Annotated in this window: 25 protein-coding genes; 11 read left to right on the forward strand and 14 right to left on the reverse strand. The window is 70.2% G+C overall.

Annotation, left to right across the window (positions count from 1 at the left end):
* From ACH492_RS03140 to ACH492_RS03150, 3 genes are all read right to left on the reverse strand, one after another.
* Window positions 1–2121 (reverse strand): NHLP family bacteriocin export ABC transporter peptidase/permease/ATPase subunit, encoded by a 2121-nt coding sequence (locus tag ACH492_RS03140; RefSeq protein WP_398983277.1) that lies wholly within the window; start codon window positions 2119–2121, stop codon window positions 1–3.
* Between the two features lie 170 nt (window positions 2122–2291).
* On the reverse strand, window positions 2292–3098 hold the full coding sequence (locus ACH492_RS03145; RefSeq protein ID WP_398982163.1) for an HlyD family efflux transporter periplasmic adaptor subunit: 807 nt from the start codon (window positions 3096–3098) through the stop codon (window positions 2292–2294).
* 194 nt (window positions 3099–3292) lie between these two features.
* A complete protein-coding gene (locus ACH492_RS03150) occupies window positions 3293–3529 on the reverse strand; it encodes a type A2 lantipeptide (protein ID WP_398982165.1) in 237 nt (78 codons plus the stop codon).
* A 644-nt stretch (window positions 3530–4173) separates the two neighbouring features.
* Here ACH492_RS03150 and ACH492_RS03155 point away from each other — a divergent pair.
* The gene (locus ACH492_RS03155; protein WP_398983279.1) at window positions 4174–6042 is read left to right on the forward strand and encodes a cellulase family glycosylhydrolase; all 1869 of its coding nucleotides are present in this window, start codon (window positions 4174–4176) and stop codon (window positions 6040–6042) included.
* A gap of 1 nt (window position 6043) precedes the next feature.
* Here the strand turns inward: ACH492_RS03155 and ACH492_RS03160 are convergent, their stop codons facing one another.
* The 5 genes from ACH492_RS03160 to ACH492_RS03180 form a co-directional block, all read right to left on the reverse strand.
* Window positions 6044–6859, reverse strand: a complete 816-nt coding sequence (locus ACH492_RS03160; protein ID WP_398982167.1) for an N-formylglutamate amidohydrolase — start codon at window positions 6857–6859, stop codon at window positions 6044–6046.
* Window positions 6860–6868: 9 nt separating this feature from the next.
* Window positions 6869–7075: a DUF397 domain-containing protein gene (locus ACH492_RS03165; RefSeq protein ID WP_398982169.1), complete on the reverse strand. Its 207-nt coding sequence runs from the start codon at window positions 7073–7075 to the stop codon at window positions 6869–6871.
* Window positions 7072–7851: a Scr1 family TA system antitoxin-like transcriptional regulator gene (locus ACH492_RS03170; protein ID WP_398982171.1), complete on the reverse strand. Its 780-nt coding sequence runs from the start codon at window positions 7849–7851 to the stop codon at window positions 7072–7074. The genes ACH492_RS03165 and ACH492_RS03170 overlap by 4 nt, the downstream gene beginning before the upstream one ends.
* 248 nt (window positions 7852–8099) lie before the next feature.
* Window positions 8100–8774 (reverse strand): class I SAM-dependent methyltransferase, encoded by a 675-nt coding sequence (locus ACH492_RS03175; RefSeq protein WP_398982173.1) that lies wholly within the window; start codon window positions 8772–8774, stop codon window positions 8100–8102.
* A gap of 154 nt (window positions 8775–8928) precedes the next feature.
* Window positions 8929–9369: a hypothetical protein gene (locus ACH492_RS03180; protein WP_398982175.1), complete on the reverse strand. Its 441-nt coding sequence runs from the start codon at window positions 9367–9369 to the stop codon at window positions 8929–8931.
* 199 nt (window positions 9370–9568) lie between these two features.
* On the opposite strand from ACH492_RS03180, the gene ACH492_RS03185 reads away from it, so the two are divergent.
* The 7 genes from ACH492_RS03185 to ACH492_RS03215 all read left to right on the forward strand — a co-directional run bounded on the left by ACH492_RS03185 (window position 9569) and on the right by ACH492_RS03215 (window position 15700).
* Window positions 9569–10894, forward strand: coding sequence for a multiprotein-bridging factor 1 family protein (locus ACH492_RS03185; protein WP_398982177.1), 1326 nt, complete (start codon window positions 9569–9571; stop codon window positions 10892–10894).
* 226 nt (window positions 10895–11120) lie between these two features.
* A complete protein-coding gene (locus ACH492_RS03190) occupies window positions 11121–11546 on the forward strand; it encodes an ATP-binding protein (RefSeq protein WP_398983281.1) in 426 nt (141 codons plus the stop codon).
* A gap of 148 nt (window positions 11547–11694) precedes the next feature.
* Window positions 11695–11883, forward strand: coding sequence for a hypothetical protein (locus ACH492_RS03195; protein ID WP_398982179.1), 189 nt, complete (start codon window positions 11695–11697; stop codon window positions 11881–11883).
* A gap of 223 nt (window positions 11884–12106) precedes the next feature.
* Complete coding sequence (locus tag ACH492_RS03200; protein ID WP_398982180.1) at window positions 12107–12919, forward strand: SAM-dependent methyltransferase; 813 nt, start codon at window positions 12107–12109, stop codon at window positions 12917–12919.
* A gap of 97 nt (window positions 12920–13016) precedes the next feature.
* Entirely contained in the window at window positions 13017–13922 is a 906-nt protein-coding gene (locus ACH492_RS03205; protein ID WP_398982182.1) for a LysR family transcriptional regulator, read from the forward strand.
* A gap of 90 nt (window positions 13923–14012) precedes the next feature.
* Window positions 14013–14645 (forward strand): cysteine dioxygenase, encoded by a 633-nt coding sequence (locus ACH492_RS03210; protein WP_398982184.1) that lies wholly within the window; start codon window positions 14013–14015, stop codon window positions 14643–14645.
* Entirely contained in the window at window positions 14645–15700 is a 1056-nt protein-coding gene (locus tag ACH492_RS03215) for a YeiH family protein (RefSeq protein WP_398982186.1), read from the forward strand. Before ACH492_RS03210 ends, ACH492_RS03215 begins: the two co-directional genes overlap by 1 nt.
* 56 nt (window positions 15701–15756) lie before the next feature.
* Here ACH492_RS03215 and xylB read toward each other — a convergent pair whose 3' ends face one another.
* Window positions 15757–17232, reverse strand: a complete 1476-nt coding sequence (gene xylB / locus ACH492_RS03220; protein ID WP_398982188.1) for a xylulokinase — start codon at window positions 17230–17232, stop codon at window positions 15757–15759.
* Between the two features lie 161 nt (window positions 17233–17393).
* On the opposite strand from xylB, the gene xylA reads away from it, so the two are divergent.
* Window positions 17394–18563, forward strand: a complete 1170-nt coding sequence (xylA, locus tag ACH492_RS03225; protein ID WP_398983283.1) for a xylose isomerase — start codon at window positions 17394–17396, stop codon at window positions 18561–18563.
* A 214-nt stretch (window positions 18564–18777) separates the two neighbouring features.
* On the opposite strand, the gene ACH492_RS03230 is transcribed toward xylA, so the two are convergent.
* From ACH492_RS03230 to ACH492_RS03250, 5 genes are all read right to left on the reverse strand, one after another.
* Window positions 18778–20028, reverse strand: a complete 1251-nt coding sequence (locus ACH492_RS03230) for an ROK family protein (protein ID WP_398982190.1) — start codon at window positions 20026–20028, stop codon at window positions 18778–18780.
* Window positions 20025–21470 carry an FAD-dependent oxidoreductase gene (locus tag ACH492_RS03235; RefSeq protein ID WP_398982191.1) on the reverse strand — a complete coding sequence of 482 codons (1446 nt, stop codon included), beginning with the start codon at window positions 21468–21470 and terminating at the stop codon, window positions 20025–20027. The genes ACH492_RS03230 and ACH492_RS03235 overlap by 4 nt, the downstream gene beginning before the upstream one ends.
* Window positions 21467–22654, reverse strand: a complete 1188-nt coding sequence (locus ACH492_RS03240; RefSeq protein ID WP_398982193.1) for an MAB_1171c family putative transporter — start codon at window positions 22652–22654, stop codon at window positions 21467–21469. The genes ACH492_RS03235 and ACH492_RS03240 overlap by 4 nt, the downstream gene beginning before the upstream one ends.
* Before the next feature lie 3 nt (window positions 22655–22657).
* The gene (locus tag ACH492_RS03245) at window positions 22658–23188 is read right to left on the reverse strand and encodes a toxin-antitoxin system, toxin component (protein ID WP_398983285.1); all 531 of its coding nucleotides are present in this window, start codon (window positions 23186–23188) and stop codon (window positions 22658–22660) included.
* Between the two features lie 101 nt (window positions 23189–23289).
* Entirely contained in the window at window positions 23290–23922 is a 633-nt protein-coding gene (locus tag ACH492_RS03250; protein ID WP_398982195.1) for a helix-turn-helix domain-containing protein, read from the reverse strand.
* Window positions 23923–24231: 309 nt separating this feature from the next.
* Here ACH492_RS03250 and ACH492_RS03255 point away from each other — a divergent pair, with 309 nt between their 5' ends.
* On the forward strand, window positions 24232–25251 hold the full coding sequence (locus ACH492_RS03255; RefSeq protein WP_398982197.1) for a helix-turn-helix domain-containing protein: 1020 nt from the start codon (window positions 24232–24234) through the stop codon (window positions 25249–25251).
* Between the two features lie 90 nt (window positions 25252–25341).
* Window positions 25342–26826: a M20/M25/M40 family metallo-hydrolase gene (locus tag ACH492_RS03260; RefSeq protein ID WP_398982198.1), complete on the forward strand. Its 1485-nt coding sequence runs from the start codon at window positions 25342–25344 to the stop codon at window positions 26824–26826.
* Window positions 26827–26927: the final 101 nt, after the last annotated feature.

The following is a 26927-nucleotide window of genomic DNA, read 5'->3' on the forward strand; positions in this document are numbered from 1 at the left end:
TCAGTGCTCCTTGACCAGCTCGGCGTACGGACCCCCGGCGGCGACCAGGTGCTCGTGCCTGCCGCGTTCGACGACCGAACCATGGTCGAGCACCACGATCTCGTCGCTGTCGCGCACCGTGCTCAGCCGGTGGGCGATCACGACGCACGCGCAGCCGCGCCGCCGCAGATTGTCGATGATGACCTGCTCGGTCTGCGCGTCCAGAGCGCTGGTGACCTCGTCGAGTACGAGGATGCTCGGCCGCCGGACCAGCGCCCGGGCGATCTCCAGCCGCTGGCGCTGACCGCCGGAGAAGTTGCGGCCGTCCTGCTCGACCCGGCTGTGGATGCCGTCGGGCCGCCGGACGATCACGTCGTCGTAGAGCGCTGCGTCCTTCAGCGCGGTGACGACGGCCTCGTCCGGTATCGACGGGTCCCACAGCGCCACGTTGTCCCGGACGGTGCCTTCGAAGAGGAACACGTCCTGGTCGACGAAGGAGACCGAGGCGGCCAGCGCGCTGCGCGGAATGTCCTCCAGGCGCTGCCCGTCGATACGGATCGTCCCCTCCCACGGGCTGTAGAGGCCGGAGATCAGCCGGGAGACGGTGGACTTGCCGCTGCCCGACCCGCCGACGAGCGCCACCTGCTGCCCAGGTCCCACCGTCAGCGAGAACCCGCTGAGCAGCGGCTTGTCCAGCGGGCTGTAGCCGAAGGTGATGTTCTCCAGCGTCACATGGCCCTTGAGCCTGCGGGTGCTCGCCTCCTGCTCCCGGCGTGAGTACAGCGCGTCGACGGGAAAGTTCTCGACATCCTTGAGCCGGGCCACATCGGCGGCGAAGTCCTGAATCCTGCCCGCCACTCCGTTCAGCCGGGTGATCGGCGCGGTGAATCGCGTCACCAGCGCTTGGAAGGCGACGAGCAGACCGATCGAGATATGGCCCTCCACCGCCCGCAGTCCACCGATCCAGAGGATCAGCGCGCTGTTGAGCATCGCGAGGGTGGGCGCGACGACGGCGAGGGCGGCGCTCGGCACACCGAGCCGCTGCTGTACCTCCAGCGTGGTCGCGTGCTGCCCCGCCCAGCGCCGGAAGTACCCGTTCTCACCGCCGGTGGCTTTCATGGTCTCGATCAGCTGAAGACCGGTGTACGAGGTGTTGGTGAGCCGGGCGCTGTCCGCGCGCAGCTTCTGGGTGTTGGTGGCCCGCAGCCTGATCACGATGCGCATCGCGACCACATTGAGCAGCGCGATCAGCACGCCGATGACGGTGAGTTGAGGATCGTACGTCCACAGCAGTAGGGCGTAGAGGATGACGACGACACCGTCCACGCCGGCGGCGGCGAGGTCCCGCGCCAGCGTCTCTGCGACCGCGTCGTTGGACTGCAGCCGCTGCACCAGATCGGCCGGACTGCGCTGGGCGAAGAACGTGACCGGCAGTCTCAGTAGATGACGCAGGAAGCGGGCGCTGCTGAGCGTGGACGAGATGATGCGGCCGCGCAGCAGGTTCGCCTGTTGCAGGCCGGTGAGCACGGCGGTGAGCGCCACCATCACGGCCATCGACGCGAACAGGGGTCCCAGCAGTGAGGTCTGATTGCCGATCAGGAACATGTCGATGTACGTACGGCTCAGTGCAGGCACCGCGGCGCCGACCGCGACGAGTAGCAGGCTGGCGAGCAGAGCCGCCAGCAGAGTGCCCGTCGTACCGCGCAGCCGCGCGGGCACGGCGCCCATGATCCCCGGCTTACGGCCGCCCCGGCGGAAGCTGTCGGAGGGTTCGAAGATCAGCGCGACACCGGTGAAGCTGGTGTCGAAGTCCTCCGTCGCCACGAAGCGGCGGCCCTTGTCCGGGTCGTTGATGTGCACGCCCCGACGGCCGAACCGGCGTCCCATGCCGTCGTAGACGACGTAGTGGTTGAACTCCCAGAACAGGATCGCCGGCGCCCGCATCTCGGCCAGCGCCGTCGGCTCCATCTGCATGCCTTTGGCCTGTAGACCGTAACTGCGGGCTGCTTTGAGCAGGTTGCTGGCGCGTGAGCCGTCGCGGGAGACACCGCACGCGATACGCAGCTCCTCGAGCGGCACGTGCCGCCCGTAGTGCGCGAGCACCATGGCCAGCGAGGCGGCGCCGCACTCCAGCGCCTCCATCTGGAGGATGGTGGGGGTGCGAACGGCCTTCTGCTTCTCGGCCTTCTGCTTCCTGGCCTTGGGCGGCGGGCCTGCGCGGCGCGAGCCGCGCCGAGGGGCCGGCGCTCCCTCCGGGCGATGGCGGCCGCGGCCGCCCGCCGCCGGCGGCAGCTTCTGCTGCTTCTGCGCGGTCACGGCAGCAGCCAGTCGATCGGGTGCTGCTCGGACAGCCGGATGGCGCCGGTGGTCAGGGTCATGGAGTCGACTGCGTACGGCGGACCGTCCGCGGACGACCAGCTATGGCCGGACTCGGTGCGCGAGGACGGGTCGAGACGGACCAGGACCGCCACGGGCTGACCCTTCTTCGAGAACTGCTCGCCCAGCTGACTGCTGCCGAGGAAGCCGGTGATCCGCTGGCGGGTCTGGGCGGTACGGCCGACGGCCTTCACCCGGCCGCGCAGTACTCCGTACTGCTGGGTGGGCACCGACTGGACGGTGAGATCGACCGAAGCGCCCACGGGCACCGTCGATCCGCTGTCGGCGGGCACATACAGGACGGCCATCAGGGGGTCGTCCGGCTTGTCGATCCTCTCCACGGCCGCCACATCCGCTCCGGTCGTGACCACGGATCCGATCGTGGCGACGAGTGCGGTCAGCCGGCCCGCGGCGATCGTACGGACGACGGTGCTGCCCTCGGCGGTACGGAGCTTCACCAGGGGAGCGTTGGCGGAAACCCTCGCGCCCTCTTCGGCGAGCACTTCCGTGACCTGGCCCGCGACGGGGCTCTGCAGGACGTAACTGCCCTGGGCGTGGGTGAGGATACCGGGCGCGCCGAGTGTGGAGGTCAGGGTTCCGGTGACTGCCCAGGCGGCTGCGGCAATCATGACGACGACCGTGACGGCAAGGACGAGCCACCCCTGCGGGCGGGCAAAACGCACCGGCAGATCGATTTCTTCCGGCGACTGCAGCTTGGAAAGGGCCTGTTGGCGGAACTGCACGACACTCTTCCCTCAACTGCGATGGCTGACGGGTATTCGGCGCGGCTCGCTCGGCGGGCCCGCCGGGCGGCGGCCGTATGCCCCGGACCCTGGGTTGGATCCGGGGCATACGGTCCGGCCGGTCGGCAAGGAGGGGAAGCCGACGAGCCGTAGTCACCGCTTGGGGATGCGCCGCTGAGCGGCACACGACCGGCTCAGAGACCGGCGACCAGGCCCGTGACGCCGGAGGTGTCCAGGCCGGTGAGGCCCTCGGCGGTACCGACCACGGAGCCGACGGTGCCGGACGCGGCACCGACGACGCCGGAGACCGGGACGACGGAGTCGACGGTGCCGAGCGCGGCGCCGGCAGCCTGGCCCACCAGGCCGCCGGACACGTTGTCCAGGTCGCTGTCGGAGATTTCCTGGGTCTGAACCTGGGGGGTGGAGTTCATGAGGGGGTTCCCTTCGCATGGATATCTCGAATGCTGCGACTGAGTCTTTCGGCTCCCGCAGTGCGAAGGATCAAAGCACGCAGGCGTGTTGCGCAGCCAATCGGACAACCGCTGATGCGGTCGAAAGGCGGCCGTTGAATTACCTGACGTGCAGGTATGTCCATGGCTTGGTGGCATCTTCTTCACACGGTGAGCCATCGCAATTCCCTTGAGTTGGCACCCACTTGGCCAGGAACTGGACATTACCGCATCAATGGGAGGATGGGCTGGTCAGGGCGGGAGAGGTCCGCGGGAGGCGATGTGACGGCTGCGCATTCGGTGTGCAGATTCGCCGAAGAAGGCAACCTCGTGTCAGGTGTCGTACGCACCGCACGCGTCTATGTGTAGGGAGTGTTTCAGGGGCGTGTGCAGAAGGTGTTAGGCGGCGCAATGGGTGCGGCATTGCGGGGGAAATGGCTCGACGGCTCGGAGAAGCGAAGATAACCGCATAACGGAGATGCGCCGGATGCGAGGGGAATGGTCGGTTACCTGCGGATACCTCGGTCTTTGGCGCCACTCGGGGTCGGTGCTCCCCTTGTCATGTCCTGCGTCGCCGGTGGTGCAACCGTTGACAATCTGACGGTGTGTCAGGAACTGTGATGGGCATGGCGAAGATGCGCGCGCGTCTGATCGGTCTCCTCATCCTCATGACCGCGTCCCTGACCACACGCGGCGCGCCGTCCGCCGCGGCGCCCGCCCCGCACTCCCTCTGGTTCGACGAGCAGGCCGCGTCCGCCTTCACGGTCGAGGGCGGCCGCTTCAAAGACGGACTCGGCCGCGAGGTGGTCCTGCGCGGGTACAACGTCTCCGGCGGGACAAAGCTGGAGGAGAACGGCGGACTGCCCTTCGCTTCCGTCGCCGACGCCGAGAAGTCCGCGAACGCGCTGCGTGCGCTCGGCGGCGGCAACGCCGTCCGCTTCCTGCTGTCATGGGCTCACGCCGAACCCGTGCGGGGACAGGTGGACCGGGCTTATCTCGCCGCCGCCACCGCACAGCTGCGGGCCTTCCTGAAGGCAGGCATCCGCGTCTACCCCGACTTTCACCAGGACCTCTACTCCCGGCACCTCTTCAACAAAGGCAGCTGGTACAGCGGCGACGGTGCCCCCAAGTGGGCAGTCGAGGCCGGCGGCTACCCGCGGGAGTCGTGCGGGATCTGCCTGTTCTGGGGACAGAACATCACGCAGAACGAAGCCGTGAAGCGGGCGACGTACGACTTCTGGCACAACAAGGGCGGCGTGCAGGACGCCTTCCTCGCGACCGCCCAGACCACCATGGCGTACTTCGCCGAGCACCTCAGCGCCGCGGAGTTCGCGGCGGTCGCGGGCTTCGACCCGTACAACGAACCGCACGCGGGCTCGTACGACTCCGGCCAGTCCAGCCGGGCGTGGGAGCGCGAGCTGCTCTGGCCCTTCTACAAGAAGTTCCGCGCCCGCATGGACGCGGCCGGCTGGCAGAACAAGCCCGCCTTCGTCGAACCGAACCTCTTCTGGAACTCCAACCTCGCCTTCCAGAAGCAGGAGGGCGGGCTGCTGGACGCCGGCACCATCGGCCCGCGGTATGTCTTCAGCACCCACTTCTACGACCACAAGGCCATCTCCGGCATCTTCATGTGGGGCAAGGCCGCCGACGGCCAGTACGCCGGGGACTTCGGCGCCGTCCGCGACCGCGCGGCCGGCGCGGGTACAGCGGCGGTCGTCAGCGAGTTCGGCCACCCGTTGACCGGGAGTGTCTCCGACAAGGCCCCGACGGTCGGCAAGGCGATGCACCAGGCTCTGGACTCCCGACTGCCAGGTGCCGCTTGGTGGTCTCGCCCTCAGGACTCGGGACCGGTACTGTCCGGCACGCAATGGCAGTGGGACATCTACAACGGCCGCCACCACGAGCTGATGAACGGCAACCCCGACAAGGTCCTGACCGCCGCCGACGCCTGGAACGACGAGGACCTGTCGGCCGTCCGCCTCGACGACTCGGGCACGGCGGTCCTGCGCCAGGACGCCCGGCTGCTGGACCGCCTGTACCCCAGCGCCACCGCGGGCCACGCCCTCGCCTTCACCTACGAGGACCGCTCACGCGACGGCTCGACGACCTTGACGTGGAATCCCGTACCGAAGTCGCTGCCGCGGGTCGCCGAGCTCGTCGGCGGAGGCCGGTACGGCCTCCTCCTGTGGCGCTCGGACGTCACCGCTGCCCCCACCGAACTGCACCTGCCTGCGTCCTTCGACACCCCCCGCACGACGGTGGTCTCCGACCTCGGCGCGGTCGCCGGACCTCCCGCGTACACCAGAAGCACACCGATCGCCGTCGCCCCGGAGCCGGGTGGGACGGGCAGCCGCCGCCTCCTGCTCACCGCGCAGAACGCGGGCGGCGTGCACTACGCCCTTGTGACGAACGGAGCGACGGCGCCATCAGCCGCCCTGTTGAATAGCGCGCAGGACGAACTCGCCGTGTGGGCCGCGGGGCGGGCGTGGTTCTGACTCAGACCGACAGCGCGTCGACCAGACCCGCCAGCGCGGCGGCGATGGCGGTGAGGCCGGAGCCCGCCGCCCCGCCCGGTTCCGACATGTACGTGTCCCGGCGGATCTCGATCATCAGGGCGCTGACGCGCGGGTCCTTGCCGTAGTACTTCAGCGGCACATACGTCCCGGCGAAGGGGCTGTTGATCCCCGTGCCGCCGAAGCCCGCGAACGCCGTCTGGGCCAGGGCGATCAGCTCGGGCGGAGTGTGGAAGTCGTCCGTGCCCAGGCAGATGGGCGGCCGCGGGCCGTCGCCGTGCAGCTCGTAGGGCAGCGGCTCGGTCGGATACGAGTGGACGTCGATGACGACGACACGCCCCGTCGCCGCCAGCCGCTCGCCGACCGCCGCGTTCATCGCCTCCGCATAGGGATGGAAGTAGGGCTCGATCAACGGCCGGGGGTCCGCGCCCGGCGGGCGGAGCCGCTCGCGGTGCGTGGTGTGTGTATAGACCGCGCCCATGCCGACGGCCAGCATCTCCTCGCGCTCGTCGGGGAAGCGCTCGGGATCAATGACCAGGCGGGAGAGCTGGTTGACGAAACGCCAGGGGGTGACGGTCGCGGCTGCCACTGCGGCAGCGGCGATCTCGGCCGTGTGGGAGTCGGTGATGTGGTCCAGCTCCAGCTCGAGTGCACGGTCGTCCAGCGCTATGCCGTCACGCACCGACTCGGGAATCACCCGCGAGGAGTGCGGGACGTGAAGGATGACCGGCGCGTCGGCGGCGCCGGGAAGGAGCTGGAAGGAAGCCGGAGTGTCGTCCGGCCACGTGCGGCTGGGCATGGAGCGAAGTCAGGCTCCTGCCGCGTACCGAACGAAGCGCGCCCAGCCGGGGTGGCTGACGGACAGGTGGGGCCGGGTGATGTCCTTGGAGTCACGGACACTCACGGCCTGCTCATTGGCGGCGACTTCGACGCACTCGCCACCATCGCCCGCGCTGTAAGTGCTCTTGAACCAGTTGAGGCCGGAGTTGGCGGCCGAGCTGAGCTCGATGTTCATGCTTCTCCCAGCAACTGCTCGATCAGTGCCAGGGACTCATGAGGGCTGAGCGCCTGGCCGCGGATGCTTCCGTACCGTGCGGCCAGGATACGTACCTCTTCGGTGTCGGTGATCAGCCGGTTCACGCTTTGAACCTCGACGTATGCGAGTTGTGGTCGACCTCGGGGCGCGAGAAGGATGAACGGACCTTCCAGCGCTGCATGGTCTTCGCAGGCCATCGGGAGTACCTGAATCGTGGTGCTGCGCAGATGGCTGAGATGTTTGAGGTGCTTCAGCTGTCCTTGGCGTACCTCAGAGCCGCCAACGGCCCTGCGGAGGACCGACTCGTCAATCACCGCACTGACCATGGGGGATGGCCACCTTGTGAGGATCTCCTGACGTGCAAGTCGGGCAGTTACGCGCTGTTCGATCGTGGCTTCGTCCAGCAGGGGCTGTCGGGCCATGAAGGTTGTCCTGGCGTACTCCTCAGTCTGGAGAAGGCCCGGTACGGTCAGCGAGCTGAAGAAGCTGAGCTCGACGGCATCGGCTTCCAACTTGGCGTAGTTCCTGAACCACGTCGGATGCTTCACCCGCGCACGGGCCTTCGCCCTCGCCACGTCCTCCTTCGCCGCCCGCAGCAGCCCGCCCGCTCCCAGCTTCTCGTCCGCCGCGTCCAGGAACTCCGGCTGTGGCGTCCTGCGCCCCCGCTCCATCGACCGGATCAGCTCCTCGCTGTACCCGACTTGCTCACCCAGCTCCCGCTGCGTGAGAGCAGCCCGCTCCCGAAGCAACCTCACCGGCCGATCACACGGAAGAGGTCCGCAGCGTCTTCCACCTCGTCGTTGTCGTCCACCGGACCCGTGAGCTCCATCGCCCCCCGTTCTGCACGCTGCCTGCCCGCACCGGTACCTATACTCTGTGTACCGGTCCCTTCCGGCAGGCTACGGCTCGGCGGCAGGGCCGCACGGTGTACGAGCGAAGCCACACCCCTTCGTGTGGCCCCCGGGCCCCGGTCCCCTGTCTTCCTGCCGGTCAGTCAGGACCTCTACGCGGCGCTACGGGCGCGCACCATGAGCGTGCCCAGCTTGCCGGCATCGGGCGCTTCGAGGACGCAGGCGTCGATGTCCGTGAACCCGTGACGCTTGAGGAGATCCGCCCAAGCGCCAGGCTTGTACTGCCAGCGGAGCACGGTCAGTTCGCGCTCGCGGCCCTCCAGCCATTTACCGCGCATGCGCTGCGGCCCGTATAAGCGGGGATTTGTCTCGGCCTGGCTGAAGGCGAAGACGCCACCCGCCGTCAGGCGCTTGGCCACCAGCGGGAAGAGTTGCTCGGGGTCGGTGAACCACACGGCGCCCCACACCGAGTAGACGGCGTCGAACGGCTCGGTGTGCGAGGCGAGGTAGTCGCACGCGTCCGCTTGGACGAAGGACAGCCCCTGCTCGGCCCGCCACCACCGGCGGGCCCGTGTCACCTGCACCGGGGAGAGGTCGACCCCGGTCACCACAACGCCCTGGCGGGCCAGGAACACGGCCTCCTTGCCCTCCGCAGGCCCGAGGTCCAGGGCTCGGCGCGGGCGGCCGAGCACCTCGACGCCGGGTCCGTGGCCGGGGTACTGAGTCCACTCGAAGCGGTCCACTACGGGGGCAGGCTGGTCACCTTCGCCACGGTGAGGCATGTAGGTGTCCCAGTATTCGGCCGGCGTGTGGGGCGCACGGGGCATGAAACTCCTCAGGGGCGGCGGTCACTGGTGAAGCTGATCACCGTACCGGTGCCGACGGGTGCCCGCGCGGGAATGACACAACGGTTCCGCGCCCTGAACGAACGAGGGGCTCGGGGACGCTCACAGCGTCCCCGAGCCCAACCGTTCCTGAGTGTCAGTGGCAATTCTCGCCCGGTCGGCACGGGCCGCACTTGGCATAGTCGGCCTCCCACAGCTTCCAGTCCACCTCAAAGCCGTTGGCGGCGATGATCTGCGCTGTGCGCTCCACGGAGCCGTCGTACTTGAACTCGATCTCCGGGATGTGCTCCAGGAACCTGCCGTCGAAGTGCTGGTGGCAGAACTCCCGGTAGTTCCTGGTGTCCAGGATGAAGACGTGGACCGCGATGTCGACGGTCCGGCCACAGCACATTTCCAGACCCTGGCCCCACTTCTCGATGGCCGTGATCAGGTAGGTGACGGCAGCGCCGAACAGCCGGGTCGCCATCACTTCGTCGAACGGATAGTCGCGCATGAGGAGCTGGATCTCGCGGTCCCACACCTCGGGCGCCACGAAGTCCCGCGGGTCACGGAGCTTGATCTCGACTGCTGTTGACATGCTGTCCTCCCCATTCTCTCTGCCCTCGCCACTCGCAGCGGGGCGCACTCCCAGACAACCGCTCCACGATGCCTCCCGGTGATTGACTGCCACGCTGTGCAAGCCGTTTGCACATCCCGCACACGCCGTATACGCAGCACTGATCGCCGCATACTGTGGGTAGTCGGCCCCTGTCGGGCGCTGGCGCGTGGGAGGCCAGATGAGCGCCGATCAGTTCTGGAAATCAGACGCGGTCCGTGCCCTCGTCGCGAACCTCGACCCTGGCGGCTTGATCCGGGTTGGGCGCCGGAGCCTCGGCTGGCGGCAGGCCGACCTCGGCGCGCGGATCGGCTGCTCCGCCTCCACCGTCTGTCGCCTGGAGCAGCGCGGGCGACGAGCGGGCCTGGACCTGGTCCGGCACGCTGCCAAAGAGGTGGGCGTACCGACCAATGTCCTCGCTGCGTCGCTCGGGTTAACCGGTGACCAAGCCACTAGAGTTGCGCCAGAACGGCCACGCTGTGCCCAGGAGGACCCGATGCGCCGCCGCACGCTGCTCGCCGCCGCCGGCCTCGCGGCCCCGGTCTCTCTGCTGACGAGCCTGGACGACGCGCTCGCGGTCATGCCCGACTCCACCGGTTCTCCGGTCCCGTTCGACTCCCGTCTCGCTGCTGCCCGCAGCTACTTCGACGCTGGCCAGAACGCCACGCTGTTGAAGGCTCTTCCTGGCCTGCTCGCCGACGCGCACGCCGCTGCCGACGGGCGACAGGAGATCGCGTTCGCCCGCCTGTCGGCCACCTACAGCCTCGCTGCCCAGGGGCTGATCAAGATCGGACGCTACGACCAGGCCAGACTGACCGCGGACCGGGCAACGGTATACGCGCAACTCTCCGGCTCCCCGCTCGTGTCAGCCGCAGCCGCCCGCGAACTCAGCATCGTGCTTCGCCACCAGGACCAGTCCGTCGCAGCCCAGCGCAACATCCTCCTCGCTGTTGCACGGGTCGAGGCCACCGGCTTGAACAACGAATCGCAGGCTTCCGCATATGCGCAGATGCTCTGTACGACCGCCTACACCGAAGCGCGCGCTGGTGATCGCGACCAGGCACTCGCCATGATCCGTGAAGCAGCCCGGGCCGCTCGCGACCTGCCGCAGGAAGCGCCCAACGGCCGCCTCTTCCCTGTGACTCCGGCCGCCGTCGATCTGTACGCCGTCAGTGTGCATTGGGCACTGGGCGACGCGGGCGCGGCGCTGGAAGCCGGCCGTCGACTACAGGCTGGCCAGTTCAAGACGGCCGAGCGCAAAGGCCGGATGCACACCGACCTCGGCCGGGCGTGGTGGCAGTGGGGCAAAGCCGAGCAGACAGCCGCAGAACTGCTGTCTGCCGCGCGAGTATCCCAGAGTGAGGTCCGTGACCGCCCGGCTATCCGGAAGATCGTCACTGAGCTGCGGTCGAAGCATCCCCACGCCGTGGGCGTAAGGGAACTGGTGACGGCAGCTGGTATGACCACCGGATCCGGCTCGACGTCCCGGCACCCCACCGGGCACTGAGCACAGTCCGACCAGGCCGAGTGGCCGGACGCCCTGCGCGTAACCGACCGAGGCACGCGCGCTTCCGTAATCGTGCAGCGTCCGTCCGCGCTCGTTAGGGGGCAGTACCGGTACCCGGTGCCATGCGTACCGGTACGTGCCCACTACGTACCGCTGTCGTTCCTGGTCAGCGTATGGGCACACGGCCACGCTGAGTGGTGTGAAGAGCGAATCCGTACAGATGAACATGCCTCAATCGGCAACACCCGCACCGCAGTTCACCCAGTTGCTCAGCGCCACGCGGCGTGGCGCCCGGCTCGCGCGACTGCTTGCCGTCGAGCAGATCGCGCAATGGGGATGGCCGCCCGACAGTGAGCGCGCGGAAGCTGCCGCGGTCGTCGTGGCCGAGCTGGCCGCGAACGCCGTCAGGCATGGACGTCTGCCGGGCCGGGGCTTCCGGCTGAGTCTGGTCCTCCTTCTGGCCTCCCGGCTGCGGATCGAGGTCACGGACCCGCGCGGCGATCGCCTTCCTGTCGTTTCCGGGGTTGCCGATGAGAGAGGGCGCGGGCTGGTCATCGTGGACGCACTGGCCGACGGCTGGGGGGTATTGCCGTACCCGCCGTCCGGGAAGACGGTCTGGGCGGAGGTCGGCTCCGCCCGCCAGGGCCCGTAGCGGGGATGGTCAGCCGTTCGTGCGACGCCGTGCTAGGCGTACGGCATGCACAGCCTCCTGCGTACGTGGACCTGACGGACAGCCAGTGGCGCCTGCCGACGCATCCGGTCGGCCGGTCTGCGCCACCGGTCAGCTAGGCGCCCGCCGTGTGGTGAAGGATCTCGTCGGCCAGGCGGTGGTCCAGTGCCGTGGGCTCGACCCGGCGACTCTGGACGTCGAGACCGCCGCGTTCATCGAGGGTGCGCACCTGCTGTGGCTGCTCGACCCCGAGCAGGTGGACCTGGTCGCCGTGCACCGCAGCTACTTCGAGGGCCTGGCCGCCCGACTGCGTCCCTAGCCGACTCCCGGCAAAGAAAGGCGGTCACTCAGAGACTGCTTCGTCGAAGGCGGCGCCGGCCCGGATGAAGGCGTTGACCTCCTGCCGCAGGCTCGGCGCTGCGGCCCCCGGCCCGGGCCGTACTTCCCCTTTCCGAGCTGCAGTTGCTTGCCGAAGGGCTGTCCTCCTGCGAAGATCACATGATCGACTGACCGAGAATTCCTGAGCATCCAGGGAGCTTCGTATGACCGGGAGCGAGCCCGCCGTTCCCAGGATCGACACCAGCAAGCCGCATCCGGCGCGGGTGTACGACTGGTTCCTGGGCGGCAAGGACAACTACCCGGTCGACGAGGCGCTGGGCCGGCACATCATGAGCATCGACAACCGCGCCAAGCATGTCGCCCAGACCAACCGGTGGTTCATGCAGCGAGTGACGCGATGGATGGCGGGACAGGCGGGCGTGCGCCAGTACCTCGACATCGGCACCGGCATCCCCACCGAGCCCAATCTGCACCAGCTAGCGCAAGGCATCGCCCCCGAGTCCCGGGTCGTCTACACCGACAACGACCCGATTGTGCTGACGCACGCGGAAGCGCTGCTGCGCAGTACCCCGGAAGGCGTCACCGACTACATCCAGGCGGATGTGCGCGAGCCCGACCGGATCCTCGAACAGGCCAGGAAGATCCTCGACTTCAAGCAGCCGATCGCCCTCTCGCTGGTGGCGCTGCTGCACTTCGTGGGCGACGAGCACCGGCCGCACGACCTGGTGCGCAGGCTCGTGGATGCGTTGCCGTCCGGGAGCTATCTCGTGCTGTCGCAGCTCACCGCCGACTTCGACCCGCTGTCCGTGCAGCGCGGTGTCGACATGTACGCGGCCGGGGGAGTCACCCTGAGGCCGCGCTCCTACGCGGAGGTCGCCCGCTTCTTCGAAGGGCTCGAGGTCGAGGAGCCCGGCATTGTGCGGCTGACGCAGTGGCACCCGGAGCTCGGCGTCGACGAGGTCGTGGAAGGGGACGAGGCGGCGTCGCTGTACGCGGGCGTGGGGCGCAAGGCGTAGCCGTCGGCGCCGATGCCCGGTGGGTGTCCTGGGGGCGTCCGGTGGTGGGGCTCGGCCGGAGCCCCCCGGTTACCCAAATTCTGCTTATGATGCACGGGTGTTCGACTCCCGGCACATCAAGACGTTCCACGAAGTGGTCAGGGCAGGTTCGTACTCCGCGGCCGCCCGGGCGCTCGGCTATACGCAGCCCGCGATCACCCAGCAGATGAAGGCCCTCGAACGGGACGTCGGCACACCGCTGTTCATCCGCGTCGGGCGCGGCATGCGCCTCACCGAGGCGGGGGAGGCGCTGTCGCGGCACGCCGCGGTCATCCTCGACAGCATGTCCGCGGCCCAGCAGCAGATGAGCGCCCTCACCCGGCTGCGCGCGGGGCGGGTCCGCGTCTGCGCGTTCCCCAGCGCCAATGCCACGCTCATCCCGGAGGCGATGGCCCGGCTGGCCGCGGCCCACCCCGGCGTCCGGGTCGACCTGCTGGAGAGCGAGCCGCCCGCCTCGCTCCAGCGGCTGGTGCGCGGGGAGTGCGACATCACGCTCGCCTTCACCTACCCCGGCCTGCACGGGGAGGTGCCGGAGGAGCTGGTGGAAATTCCGCTGCTCGAGGACCAGTTGACGGTGCTGCTGCCGACCGGACATCCACTCGCGCGGCGGCGGGCGGTGCAGCTGGTGGATCTCGCGGAGGAACGCTGGATAGCGGGGTGCCTGCGCTGCCGCGCCAATCTGCTGCACGAATGCTCGGAGCAGGGCTTCGCGCCGGACATCGCCTTTACGACGGACGACAATCTTGTGGTGCAGAGCCTGGTCGCGGCGGGCCTTGGGGTCGCGATGATGCCTGCGCTCGTACTGAACTTCCTCTGCCATCGGAAGGTGACGGGGCGGGCACTTCAGCCCGCGTCGCGGCGGCAGATCTCGGCGTACGTGCTGCGGGAACATCTGCGGATCCCGGCGACGGCGCGGGTGCTCGACGAGCTGAAATCGGTCGCGGCAAACAAGGTCGGCTGCTGAGGTGAGCGTCCCCAACCCATAAGCGGAGCTTGGGAGTAGCGAAGAATTCGTCGTTGGACGTGATGGGTCGGACGGCTCGACGCTGCCGGTATGACCACATCGACCGGATCGACCACATCGACCACATCGACCACATCGACCACATCGACCGGACCGACCCGATCGACCGCCTTCAGGGCCGCGCGTACGACCGACCGCCTCGACAGTCTGGTCGCCGAGGTGCGCGACGCCGTCGGGCGCGGACTGCCGCCCGATCTGACGGCGTATCTGGTCGGCGAGCGCCTCGCGCCGCACCTCGGCGCGGCCGATCTGCTCACCGATGAGCAGTGCGGGAGCGACCCCGCGCGCTACCGCCAGCACCTGCTCCATGCCGAACACGACGGGAGCTTCTCGGTCGTCGCACTGGTCTGGCTGCCCGGCCAGGGAACCTCCGTGCACGACCATGTGTCGTGGTGCACGACGGGCGTGCACGAGGGCGAGGAGTACGAGCGACGCTACCGCCTCCTCCCGTCACCGGCGACGGGCCGGGCCGCGCGCCTCGTCGCCACCGGCGATGTCGTCAATGCCCAGGGCGCGGTGTGCGGTTTCGCGCCTCCCGGCGACATCCACCGGGTCTGGAACGCGGGCGCCGGCCGGGCGATCTCTCTCCATGTCTACGGAGCGGACATCTCCCGCCTCGGCACGAGCGTCCGCCGCGTCTACGAACTCCCGGCCGACCGCTGATGGCGCTGCTGCGGGAACGGGCGGCGTCGGCCTCCCCGTCGTCCGGCCCGTCCGCGCCAGGCATCCGGCCCGGTCTCGCGCTGGCCGTCGTCGGCGTGGCCGTCGCCTGGTGGCTGCATCAACTGCTGCCGGACATACCGATGTTGACCGCGTCCGTGGTGCTTGGCATCGTCGCGGCCCATCTGCCGGGAGTGCGCGCGGTCGTACGGGGAGCGGCCCGCCCCGGACTCTCGTACGCCGGAAAGCGGCTGATGCGCATCGGCATCGTCCTGCTCGGCCTGAAACTGAGCCTTGATGATGTGCTCGGCCTCGGCTGGGCGACGGTCGCCATGGTTCTCGGCGTCGTCGCGGCGACCTTCCTCGGCACCTGGTGGCTCGGCCGCCGGATGGGACTGCCGGGCGACCAGCCGCTGCTCATCGCCGCCGGGTACGCCATCTGCGGGGCGTCCGCGATCGGTGCGGTGAGCGAGGCGACGGACAGTGACGAGCGCGACGCGGCTACCTCGGTGGCGCTGGTGACCCTGTGCGGGACGGTCGCGATCGCCGTACTGCCGCTGCTCCAGCAGCCATTGGGGCTGAGCGACGCGGAGTTCGGCCGGTGGGTCGGCGCAAGCGTCCACGACGTGGGCCAGGTCGTGGCCACCGCACAGACCGCCGGATCCGGAGCGCTCGGGGAGGCGGTCCTGGTCAAACTGATGCGGGTGGCGCTGCTCGCCCCGCTTGTCGCGGCCGTGGCCCTGTCGGTCCGCCGCAGTCGGCGGGCCGGGACGACGGTCCACAATCGGCTGCCGATGGTCCCGCTCTTCGTGGTCGGCTTCCTGGCCATGGTGGCTCTGCGCAGCACTGGCCTGCTTCCGTCCACCGCGATCGACGCGGCCCAGCACGCCCAGGAACTCCTGCTCGCGGCCGCGCTGTTCGGCCTCGGCAGCGCGGTCGACCTGCCGGCCCTGACCCGCACGGGCGGCCGGGTCGCGGCGCTGGGGCTGTGCGCGTGGGTGGTGGTGGCGGGGGTGTCGTACGCGGGGGTGCTGCTGGTGACGGGCCCCGTCGGCTGAGCAGCGTGGGCGCCGCCTGTGCCGTCGGCTGAGCAGCGTGGGCGCCCCCGTGCCCGTCAGCTGAGCAGCGTGGGCGCCACCCGCTCAAGCACCCCCGAGACCCGCTCCCATGTCTCCAAGTCCCGCTCCACAGGCGGTAGTTCCACCTCCGCGCCGCCCTGCCAGCCGGCCGCCAGCGTCACCGGGTCCTCGCCCGTCGCCGCGCTCGCCGCGAGGGCCGCCGCGCCCACGGCGACCAGTTCGGTGCTTCCGGGGATCAGCAGCGGGCGGCCGGAGAGGCGGCGTACCGTCTCCACCCAGTGGCGGCCCCTTGCACCGCCGCCCACCAGGCGCAGCGGGCGGGCGGCCGCATCCTCGTCGGACGGGTCGAGGCCGCAGGCGCGCAGGACCTCGTCGAGGGCGCGCAGGACCGTGACGACCGCGCCTTCGTAGGCGGCACCCAGGAGTTGCTGCCGGGTGGTGGTGTGCCGCAGGCCCGTGAGCAGGCCCGAGGCGGTGGGCAGATCGGGGGTGCGCTCGCCGTCGAGGTACGGCAGCAGCACCACCTCCCCGCCCGCCTCCGCGGCGTCCCGGCCCAGGCCCAGCAGGGCGGCGATCTTGTCGACGGCGAGTGTGCAGTTCAGGGTGCAGGCCAGCGGCAGGTACGTACCGTCCGCGGCGGCGAATCCGGCGAGCGCCGCGGAGGTGGGCCGGGTGCGGCTGGCCGCGAAGACCGTGCCCGAGGTGCCGAGGCTGAGGGCTGGGTGGTCGAGCAGGCCTGCGCCGCCGAGGCCGAGGCCGACCGCGGCGGCCATGTTGTCGCCGGTGCCCGCGGCGACGGCGATGCCGGCGGGCAGGCCCAGGTCGTCCGCGGCCGTGGCGGTCAGCGAGCCGATGCGGGCGGCGCCGGTGGCGGCCACCGGAGGCAGCAAATCGGCGTCCAGGCCGATGAGCCGGAGGAGTTCGGGGTCGTACGCGCCGGTGGCGGTGGAGTACCAGCAGGTGCCCGACGCGTCGCCCGGGTCGGTGGCCGCGGTGCCCGCGAGACGTTCGGTAAGGAAGTCGTGGGGGAGGCGTACGGCGGCCGCGGCCGAGGCCGCCCGGGGCTCGGTCTCGCGCAGCCACTGCCACTTCGCGGCCGTCATCGACGCGACCGGCACCGATCCCGTACGAGCCGTCCATGCCTCCGGGCCGCCCAGTGCCTCGGTGAGTGCGGCGGCCTGCGGTGCCGAGCGGGTGTCGTTCCACAGCAGCGCGGGCCGCACCGGAAGCCCGGCCCGGTTGAGGACGACGAGGCCGTGCTGCTGTCCGGCGACCGCGATGCCGATGACAACGGACGGGTGCAGGCCCGATTCCTTGAGCCCGGCGGCGACGGCCTCGCGCAGCGCGTGCCACCACACCTCCGGGTCGCTCTCGCGCGCCCCGCCCTCGCCGCCGACGTGGTGCGAGGCCCGGCCCACCGCGAGCGTACGGCCGGTGGCCGCGTCGATGAACGCCGCCTTCGCGGACTGGGTAGAGCTGTCCACGCCGATCACGACCGGCTGCACGGGCATTGCCCCCACCTCTTCCTCCCGGCCCATTCGGCCGTCCGCGAAACAAATTACGTCAAGCCGCCCGGCGCGAACAGGTGTTGGCGGGGTCTTCTGTGATGACGCGGGCGCATGCATTATTAGTAAGGTAGGAAAACAAACTCTGTTCGAAGGTGGTCATGGCGATGACGGAACGCTTCACCCCCACCCCCGAGGACAAGTTCAGCTTCGGTCTCTGGACGGTCGGCTGGCAGGGCAGGGACCCCTTCGGGGACGCGACCCGGCCGCCCCTGGACCCCGTCGAGTCCGTGCAGCGGCTCGCCGCCCTCGGCGCGTACGGCGTCACCTTCCACGACGACGACCTGATCCCCTTCGGCGCCTGTGAGTCCGAGCGCGAATCGCACATCAAGCGCTTCCGGCAGGCGTTGGACACGACCGGCCTCGTCGTGCCGATGGCCACCACCAATCTCTTCACCCACCCCGTGTTCAAGGACGGCGGCTTCACCGCCAACGACCGGGATGTACGCCGGTACGCACTGCGCAAGACGATCCGCAACATCGACCTGGCCGTCGAGCTCGGGGCGCGTACCTATGTCGCCTGGGGCGGCCGCGAGGGCGCTGAATCGGGCGCGGCCAAGGACGTGCGCACCGCCCTCGACCGGATGAAGGAGGCCTTCGATCTGCTGGGGGAGTACGTCACCGAGCAGGGGTACGACCTGCGGTTCGCCATCGAGCCCAAGCCCAACGAGCCGCGCGGCGACATCCTGCTGCCCACCGTCGGCCACGCGCTAGCCTTCATCGAGCGACTTGAGCGGCCCGAGCTGTACGGAGTCAACCCCGAGGTCGGCCATGAGCAGATGGCCGGGCTGAACTTCACCCACTCCATCGCCCAGGCGCTGTGGGCGGACAAGCTCTTCCACATCGACCTCAACGGGCAGAACGGCATCAAGTACGACCAGGATCTGCGCTTCGGCGCGGGCGATCTGCGGTCCGCCTTCTGGCTGGTCGACCTGCTGGAGACCGCAGGCTATGAAGGGCCGCGGCACTTCGACTTCAAGCCGCCGCGGACCGAGGACTTCGACGGGGTGTGGGCGTCGGCCGCGGGCTGCATGCGCAACTATCTGATCCTCAAGGAGCGGGCAGCGTCCTTTCGCGCCGATCCTGCGGTGCGGGAGGCGCTGCGGGCTGCCCGACTCGACCGGCTCATGCTGCCCACAGCGGCGGACGGGTTGTCCGGGCTGCTCGCGGACCGCGGTGCGTTCGAGGAGTTCGACGCGGAGGCGGCGGCGGAGCGGGGGATGGCGTTCGAGGCGCTCGACCAGCTGGCGATGGATCACCTGCTCGGGGTGCGCTGAGCAGCGCGGGCCGCCTGCTGGGGGCGCTGCCCCCAGACGTCCGGTCCTCAAGCGCCGGACGGGCTGAGGAGCGTTCTCAAGCGCCGGACGGGCTGAGGAGCGTTCTCAAGCGCCGGACGGGCTGAGGAGCGTTCTCAAGCGCCGGACGGGCTGAGGAGCGTTCTCGACGCCGGGCCAGGTGGAAAGCGTCCTCAAGCGCCGGACGGGCTGGGATTCAGCCCGCCGCGCGCTGCGCGTACGCCACGGGGTCCGCCAGCACGTCCTGGACCACCAGCGCCGCCGCGCCGCGCACCGCGTCCGCCGCCGGGGACGAGGCGCGCAGCCGGCCGCCGTCCAGCGGCCACAGCCCCGACACGACCCGGCCGGACAGCTCGCCGCCGGCCGACGGCGAAAGCCAGGGCAGCAGCGGCCGGTAGATCCCGCCGAGCACCACCGCGTCCGGGTCGAAGAGGTTCACCGCCCCGGACAGCACCCGGCCCAGCATCAGCCCGGCCTGCCCGAGCGCCGCCACCGCGCGGTCCTCGCCCGCCCGGGCGCGCCGTTCCAGCTCGGCCACGCCCGCCGCGCCGGTCCGCTCGTCGATGCCCGCTGTCCGCAACAGCGCCGACTGGCCCGCGTACTGCTCCAGGCAGCCCCGCGAGCCGCAGCGGCACTCGGGGCCGTTCGGGTCCACCAGGACATGGCCGATCTCCCCGGCGAATCCGTGTGCGCCGCGGAGCAGTTCGCCGTCCAGGACCAGCGCACCGCCGACCCCGATCTCGCCGGTCAGATACAGAAAGCTGCGTACGTCGCCGAGGCCGCCGAACCACAGCTCGGCCAGGGCCGCCACATTCGCCTCGTTCTCCGAACGCACCGGCAGCGGCGGCAGGCCGGGCCGCAGCGCCGCGAGCGCCTCGGCGAACGGGCCCTCTGCCGCGACCCGGGTCCAGCCGAGGTTGGGCGCGTGCCGGACCGTGCCCGCCGAGATCAGCCCGGGCAGCGCCAACTCCGCGCCGACCGGCCGCAGTTCCTGCTCGGCAGCCGACGCCAGCGCCCGGGCGGCGATCCCGGCCGCCCGGCCGAGCACCCGGTCGGGCGGCGCACCGCGATTGTCCAGGTGCTCGACGAGCCGCACCCGGTCGGTGCCCGCAAGATCCACCACGCACACCGACACATAGTCGACGTTGATCTCGACCCCGATGCCGGCCACGCCCGTACGGGCCACCTTCAGCACCGTGCCGGGCCGTCCCGCCAGACCGCTGAAGGTCTTGCCCGACTCCGAGAGGAAGCCGCTGTCCAGCAACTGTTCCACCAGTGAGGAGACGGCCGCCCGGGTGAGCCCCACCCGCGCCGAGACCCCGGCTCGGGTCACCTCGCCCTCGTCGCGGACCGCCCGCAGCACCAGGCTGAGGTTGTGCCGTCGCACCGTCTCCCGGTCGGCCTTGGGCTCCAGCGGGATGTGGCCTCCCGCGCCGGGCAGCCTCACGCGTCTGCCGGATCGGTCTCGAGTGCGTCGCGCGGCTCCTTCGCGACCCGCAGCTCCTCGTCGGTCAGCGGCGGGCCCGGCAGCTGCGGCAGTTTGGGCCCGCGCAGCACGGCCAGCACGATCTCGGGCTTGAGCAGCGAAATGGTCGGCGCCGACAGGGTCATCACGTCGAAGAGCGCACGGGTGATCATGGGGCGGCCGGTGGCGGTCAGCATCAGCCGGTCCACATAGCTGCGCAGCACCGTGGCGGACGCGCCCGGCTCCTTGCCGATGGCTCCGGGGTAGAGGATGTCCTGCCCGGTGGCCAGGTCCCAGGCCGTGCCGACCGGTCCGGCCACCGCGCGCTGCACCCGCCGGGCGAGGCCGGGAGCGGTGAGGCTGTGTGCCCGGAGCTCCTTGCGCAGCGCGAGGACGCCCTGGGCCGCGACGGACATGCCGTGCCCGTAGACCGGGTTGTACGTGGCCACGGCGTCGCCGATGGCCACGAAGCCCTCCGGCCACTCGGCGATCTTCTCGTAGAAGCGCCGCCGGTTGACGGTGCTGCGGGAGACGACGACATCGGTGAGCGGCTCGGCGTTACTGATCAGCTCGGCCACAATCGGATGCCGGACGCCGCGGGCGAAGTCCTCGAACTCGGCGGTGGAGTTGGTGGGCTGACCGCCACGGGTGCCGGACAGCGTCACCAGCCAGCGGCGTCCCTCGATGGGCACGATGGTCGCCGTCTGGCCGGGCCGCGGCTCGCGCGCGTCGGCCTGCACATTGACGACGGGATACTCCTCGGTGCCCTCCGGCGCCCGGAAGATCCTGCTGGCGTACGCGAGACCCGAGTCGACCTTCTCCTCGTGCACGGCGGCGACGCCCAGGGAACGCAGCCAGTCGGGCGCCCGCGAGCCGCGGCCACTGGCGTCGACCACCAGATCGGCGTCCAGGACGAGCTCGCTCCCGTCCTCGGAGCGCACCCGCACCCCCGTCACCCGGCCGGCGTTGCCTTCGAGGCCGAGCAGTTCGGTGCCCGGCAGGACGGTGACCCCGGGGCGGCCGACGACCTCCTCCCGTACCACCCAGTCGAGCAGATCGCGGCTGCAGGCGATCAGGAACTGCATCTCGGGCCAGCGGCGGAACCAGCCCTGCGCGGACATGGAGACCAGGCCTGTCGGCAGCGGGATCCGGCGCGCGCCCGCCGCCAGCCAGCGGTCGGTGACACCGGGCAGCAGGGCCTCCATCGCCCGCGCCCCGCCCGACCACAGCAGATGCGCGTGGTGCGCCTGCGGGAGGCTCTTGCGCGCTTCGGGTCCGGACGGCAGGGTGTCGCGGTCGACGAGGGTGACCTCGTCGGCGTACTCGGCGAGGACGGCGGTCGCCAGCATGCCGGCCAGCCCTCCGCCGATCACGACGGCCCGGCGCACAGCCGTGTTCCGGCGGGTTCTCACAGGATCGCTCATAGGGAGCCGCTCTCTGACCTGGCCGCACGCCGGCGGGCTGCTTCAACGACGGGTGAATGACGCAACGCGAGGGACATACGCACCAGATCGCGCGGTCCTTCGGCTGCCTTGGGGGTGTAAGCCTGGGCCGAGCTTATGATCTTGCCGTCCGGGTCGGCCGTCCGGGCCCGCAGTGCCGCCGCGACCATCGCCGCGTCGGCGATGGCCTGGGCCTGCCGCGGATCGGAGCCGGCCTCGATCGCCGCGTCATGGGCGTCTGCGCGTAGCGCGGGGTCGAAGTAGGGGTCCAGATGGAGCATACCGTCGTGGATGTCGGACTCGCGCTGGGTGACGCGCAGGTCCGCGGACGACCACCAGGAGATGCGTACGGAAGGGGTGCCGTCGGGCACGACCGTGCGCAGTTCGCGCCAGAGCGTGCCCAGCTGCCGGTATGTGGTCCAGGTGTGCCAGTTGTCCGACAGCCGCTGGGCGATCAGCGGCAGGATGAAGCCGACGGCGCTGAACAGTGCGCCCAGCGACGCCAGGGGCGGCGCGGCCAACGTGCTCAGACCGTCCCAGTCGTGGCCCGCCCAACGGGCGAACACGGCGGCGAACTTGCTGGCGCCGTAGCCCAGATTGAACAGCGAGCCGACCACGATGGTCACCAGACCGGTCCGCAGCCAGCCGTGCACCTGCAGCGACCACCGCCAGCACAGGGCGGTCATCCCGACGGCGGCGACGCTGTGCGCCGTCAGGTACAGCACGATCATTTCGCGGATGTACGGCGTCGTGGCGTAGTACGTGTCCAGGTCGCGCAGCCGCTCCACCGGGGCGTCGCCGAGCACGAACAGCACCACCAGCGCCACGACCACCACGCCGTAACCGATCACCCAGCGGCGGGAGATCTGCCGGGTCTCCTCCGGTGGCCCGCCCCGCCAGTTGACGAGCAGCACCAGACAGGAGGCGCTGAAGGCGGTCAGGATGCAGTAGACCAGCGGCGCCGAGACGTTGCTGACGCCGGTGAGCCTGTTGACCTCGGCGATCGTCGGCGGCGCGGCGAAGAAGAAGGTGCAGGCCGCCAGTACGAGCAGGGCGCAGACGGAACGCAGCAGCGGATCACGCCAGTCGCGCAGCATCCCGGGGAGCTTGAACACGAGCGCGAAGCCCAGCGCGGCGGCTGGGATGTAGTAGTCCTGACCGTCCACGCATCAGCCCTGTGGCCCGCGATACCCCAAGGACGCCTCGATCCGGCCCGCGAGTCCGTCCCGCCGCAGGTGCCCGCGGCCCGTCGAACCGGCAAGCCAGGAGCGGCACTTGCTGCCGAGCAGCAGACCGAAGCTCTCGGCTTCGTTCTCCTCGGCCTGGTCGAAACGGGTCCTGGCCGCCACCTTCAGCACCGTCGCCTGCAGGTCCGCCTCGTCCGAGAGCAGTCGGGCCGCGACGGCCGCGCCGTCGACATGGTGGGTGCAGTGTCCGGCCTTCATGTGCCACAACTCGTGGCCGAGGATGACCAGTTGATGATCGGGTGCGGTGCGCTCTTCGATGACGATCAGATCCTGGTCCGTCATGTCGAGCCAGAGCCCGCTGGCCGTGCCGGGCGGGAAGGTCGCCATGCGGTACCGGACGGGGCGGCCGCGGCGCTTGCTCATTCCGCTGCACAGGGCGGCATAGAGATCGGCGGGCTCAGCCGGTGCGGGCAGATCGATTCCGGCTACCAGCTCACCGCACAGCCGACGCATCTCCTTGCCTATGCTCACCGTTCTCCTCTCCCCGTCAGCAGCTGCGCGCACACGCGTGAGTCCAACCCTGTCCTGAAATCAGGGTTCCGTGCATCAAAGCATCAAAGTTCCGTCGGCTTGACGCTTTCCAGGAGCATGTCGAGCCACTCGGTGACCTTGTCCCGGTGTTTGTCCGTGGGCAGTTGAGCGGCCCGCCAGGCGATGCCCCGTACGCCGTGGTCCTGCAGCAGCCGCTCCAGCGGGTCGCCCTCGCCCGCGTAGTCGTGGAGCAGTCGCTGCTCGGTGCGCTGGAGTGCGCCGTTGAGCGCGTCGGCGTCCTCGGCGGTGAGGAACCCGGCGTGCACCTTGAAGAACCTCTGAATGGCATCGCAGTGCTCCATGGTCGGCCGGCGGTCGCCGTTGATGAGAGCCCCCGCCTGCTGCCGTGACATGCCCGCGCCGTCGGCGATCTCCTGCTGGGTGTACCGGCGGCCGTTGGGCTTCAGCCGGGTCCTGCGCAGCAGGTCGAAGCGCTGAAGAAAGCGCGCCTGGAGGTCGGGTTCACCGGCGGGCCGCCCGTCCAGCAGGGCGGTGACCACGTCGGCCGGTACGCCCGACGCCTCGGAGAGCTGGTGTACGTCGAAGATCTCGCCGTAACTCAGTCCGAGCTTGCCGGCGAGCTCGGCGACGCGGGTGACGGACGCCGCCAGGGGGCCTGTGGCCGTCGGGCCCGGAACCAAGAAGCCGTCTGTCACCAGTAGGTCTCCTAGATCACGCGAGGTCGCTCCGCACACAGTGGGCTGCGGGGAGATTAACCGTTTCGGTGGAGTACAGCCAGGTCTTGCCACAGCTGTGGCGCGATTTGAGCGCTCAGCGGCGTGGAATGCCACGATAGTTGACATGGCCGCGTTTGCGGTAGCAGGATCGCCACGCGGTATGGAAGATCCAAAGGGCGCTGCCGCAGCGGGACTTCGAGAAGGGTGGCGTTCTCGATGACACATGAGGCAGGCGTTGAACGGCCTGGTGTCCACGGGCGTCGAGGGTGCGCGGGGACGACCCGTGGCGTGCTCCGGGCGAAGCGGCTCACCGATGTCCTCAGAAGGCGCCGGGAGGAGCTCGGCCTGAGCGTCGAGGACGTGGCCGCGCGGCTCGACATCAGCACCGTCGCGTACGGCAACTGGGAGCGCACGCCCGCCCAGGACTGGACCGAGGAGAAGCTCTGCGCCCTGGTCAAGGCCCTGGAGATGAGTGACCAGCAGGGCGGCTGGTTATTCCGCCTCGCCGTCGACCGGGACCCGCCGCAGGCCTGGAACAGGCCCGTCGGGGCATCCCGGCCCGCGACTCCGCTCGGTCCCGCGCGCCCGTCGGGACCGGCCTTCCCGTCCGGTCCCGCGCGCCCGTTCGCGCCCGTAACCGCGCCCGCGCCGCCCGCTCTGCCGGTGGAGCCGGCCGACCCGTCGGAGCCCGCCGGTCCGGATCACTCGGACCCCGAGACGCAGGCCTACCTGCGCGACTACGCCGCGATGATGGACGCCGTGCCGCTGCCCTCGGTGCTCTTCGACCGACGCTGGGACGTGGCACACGTCAACCACGCCTTCGAGGTGCTGTTCCACGGCGTCGGACCGCATCCCACGGCCATGCCGACCCAGAACTTCCTCCGGTTCGTGCTGTTCCACCCGGACGCGGGCACCGTGCTCGGCGACCGCGAGGCGAGTTGGTGCCTGCCCCTGCTGGCACAGCTGGACGCGGCCCTGGAGTGGTACCCCGAGGACCGAGTCCTTCAGGCCATTCGTGACGACATCGCCGATGACCCGATCATGGACGTCGCCTACCGGTGCGGGCTGCCGCACTGGATGCGGGCCATGGGAGCGGCGGCGGTGCACCACGACGGAGCAGTACGACCGCTGAACCACCCGGATCCGCGGTGGGGCCGCACCGAGTGCCGGATCGTCGACGAGACCCCCGCGACCCTTCAGGACAGGGGATTCACGCGGATGACGCTGGTGCTCCGGGAGACCCGGGCGGCCGTGCCGCCCGATGTGCGGCGCGGCAAATCGCATCTGAGGGCGGTCTCCAGCGGCTGAACCGGAACCGGGCGGCGGCTGCCGGCGAATCGCCGACTGCCGAGGGGACGGTCCCTTGTCAGGGGTTGGCGCGTCCATGACGATTACCTCATGTCGCAGCAGACGCCCGGAAACACCGGTGGCCCCACCGAGCCCACCAACTCCCGGGGCACCGGCCGCAGAACGGCCCTCACGGCGGCGGCCGGAACCGCGGCGCTCGGTGCCGCGCTGACCGCAGTCGGCGCACCGCCCGCGGCCGCCGCCGAGCACACCCCCGCCCGGCAGCACACCCCCGACCGCGACCGCCCCGCCACCGCCCAGGCCCCCACCCGTGAACTGCGCGCTCTTCTCGCCGAGATCGACCGCGACCGCATCGAGGCGACCGTGCGCACCCTCGCCTCCTTCGGTACCCGCCACACCCTCTCCAGCCAGGACGATCCGAAGCGGGGGATCGGCGCGGCCCGCGACTGGATCCACGCCGAGCTGAAGCGGTACGCGGCGCGCAGCGGCGGCCGGATGACCGTCGAGCTGCAGAGTTACATCCAGGAGCCGGCGCCGCGCATCCCCGTGGCGACCCGTATCACCAATGTCGTGGCGACGCTGCGCGGCTCCACGGCCCCCGACCGGGTCTACGTCGTCTCCGGGCACTACGACTCGCGCGCCACCGACGTCATGGACGCCGTCAGCGACGCGCCCGGTGCCGACGACGACGCCTCCGGGGTCGCCGTCGCCATGGAACTCGCTCGCGTCATGGCCACTCGGCGTCCAGGGGCGACCATCGTCTTCGCGGCCGTCGCCGGCGAGGAGCAGGGCCTGTTCGGCGCGGCCCACATGGCGCAGAGGTTCAAGGAGGCCGGGGTGGACCTCCAGGGCATGTTCACCGACGACATCATCGGCAGCCCCACGGCCGACGACGGCACCAGAGACCCCCACACCATCCGGCTGTTCGCCGAGGGTGTGCCCACCTCGGAAACCCCCGAACAGGCCGCGACCCGCCGCGCGGTGGGCGGCGAGAACGACTCGCCGTCCCGCCAGCTCGCCCGCTTCGTACGAGACGTGGCCGACAACGACGCCACCGGCATGCATGTCCGTGTCGTCTACCGCCGCGACCGCTATCTGCGCGGCGGCGACCACATCCCGTTCCTCGAACGGGGCTTCCCCGCGGCCCGGTTCACCGAGCCCGCCGAGGACTTCGCGCACCAGCACCAGGATGTGAGGGTGCTGGACGGCAAGCAGTACGGAGACCTGCCCGAGTTCTGCGACTTCGGCTACATCGCCCGCGTCGCCAAGGTCAACGGCGCCGCCCTGTGGACGCTCGCCCAGGCCCCCGGCACCCCGAAGGGCGCGAAGATCCTCACCAGCGCGCTCACCAACGCCACCGAGCTGGTGTGGGAACGCGGCACGGAACCCGACCTCGCCGGGTACGAGGTGGTCTGGCGCGGGACCACGGAGCCGGAGTGGACCCATGTCGTCAGAGCCGGTGACACCACCCGGCACACCGTGGATCTCTCCAAGGACAATGTCTTCTTCGGGGTCCGCGCGGTGAACCGGGCGGGTCTGCGCAGCCCCGTCGCGTTCCCCGCTCCCCAGCGCTGATTCCGGAGTGTTGATTTCGGCGGCCGCGGGCTCCCGGCCGGCTCATGGAGTCCGCTTCTCGAGTCCGCTTCTCGAGTCCGCTCCTAGAGTCAGAGTCGACC

This window comes from Streptomyces sp. NPDC019443 (assembly GCF_044389785.1).
In the GTDB taxonomy this organism is placed as follows: Bacteria; Actinomycetota; Actinomycetes; order Streptomycetales; family Streptomycetaceae; genus Streptomyces.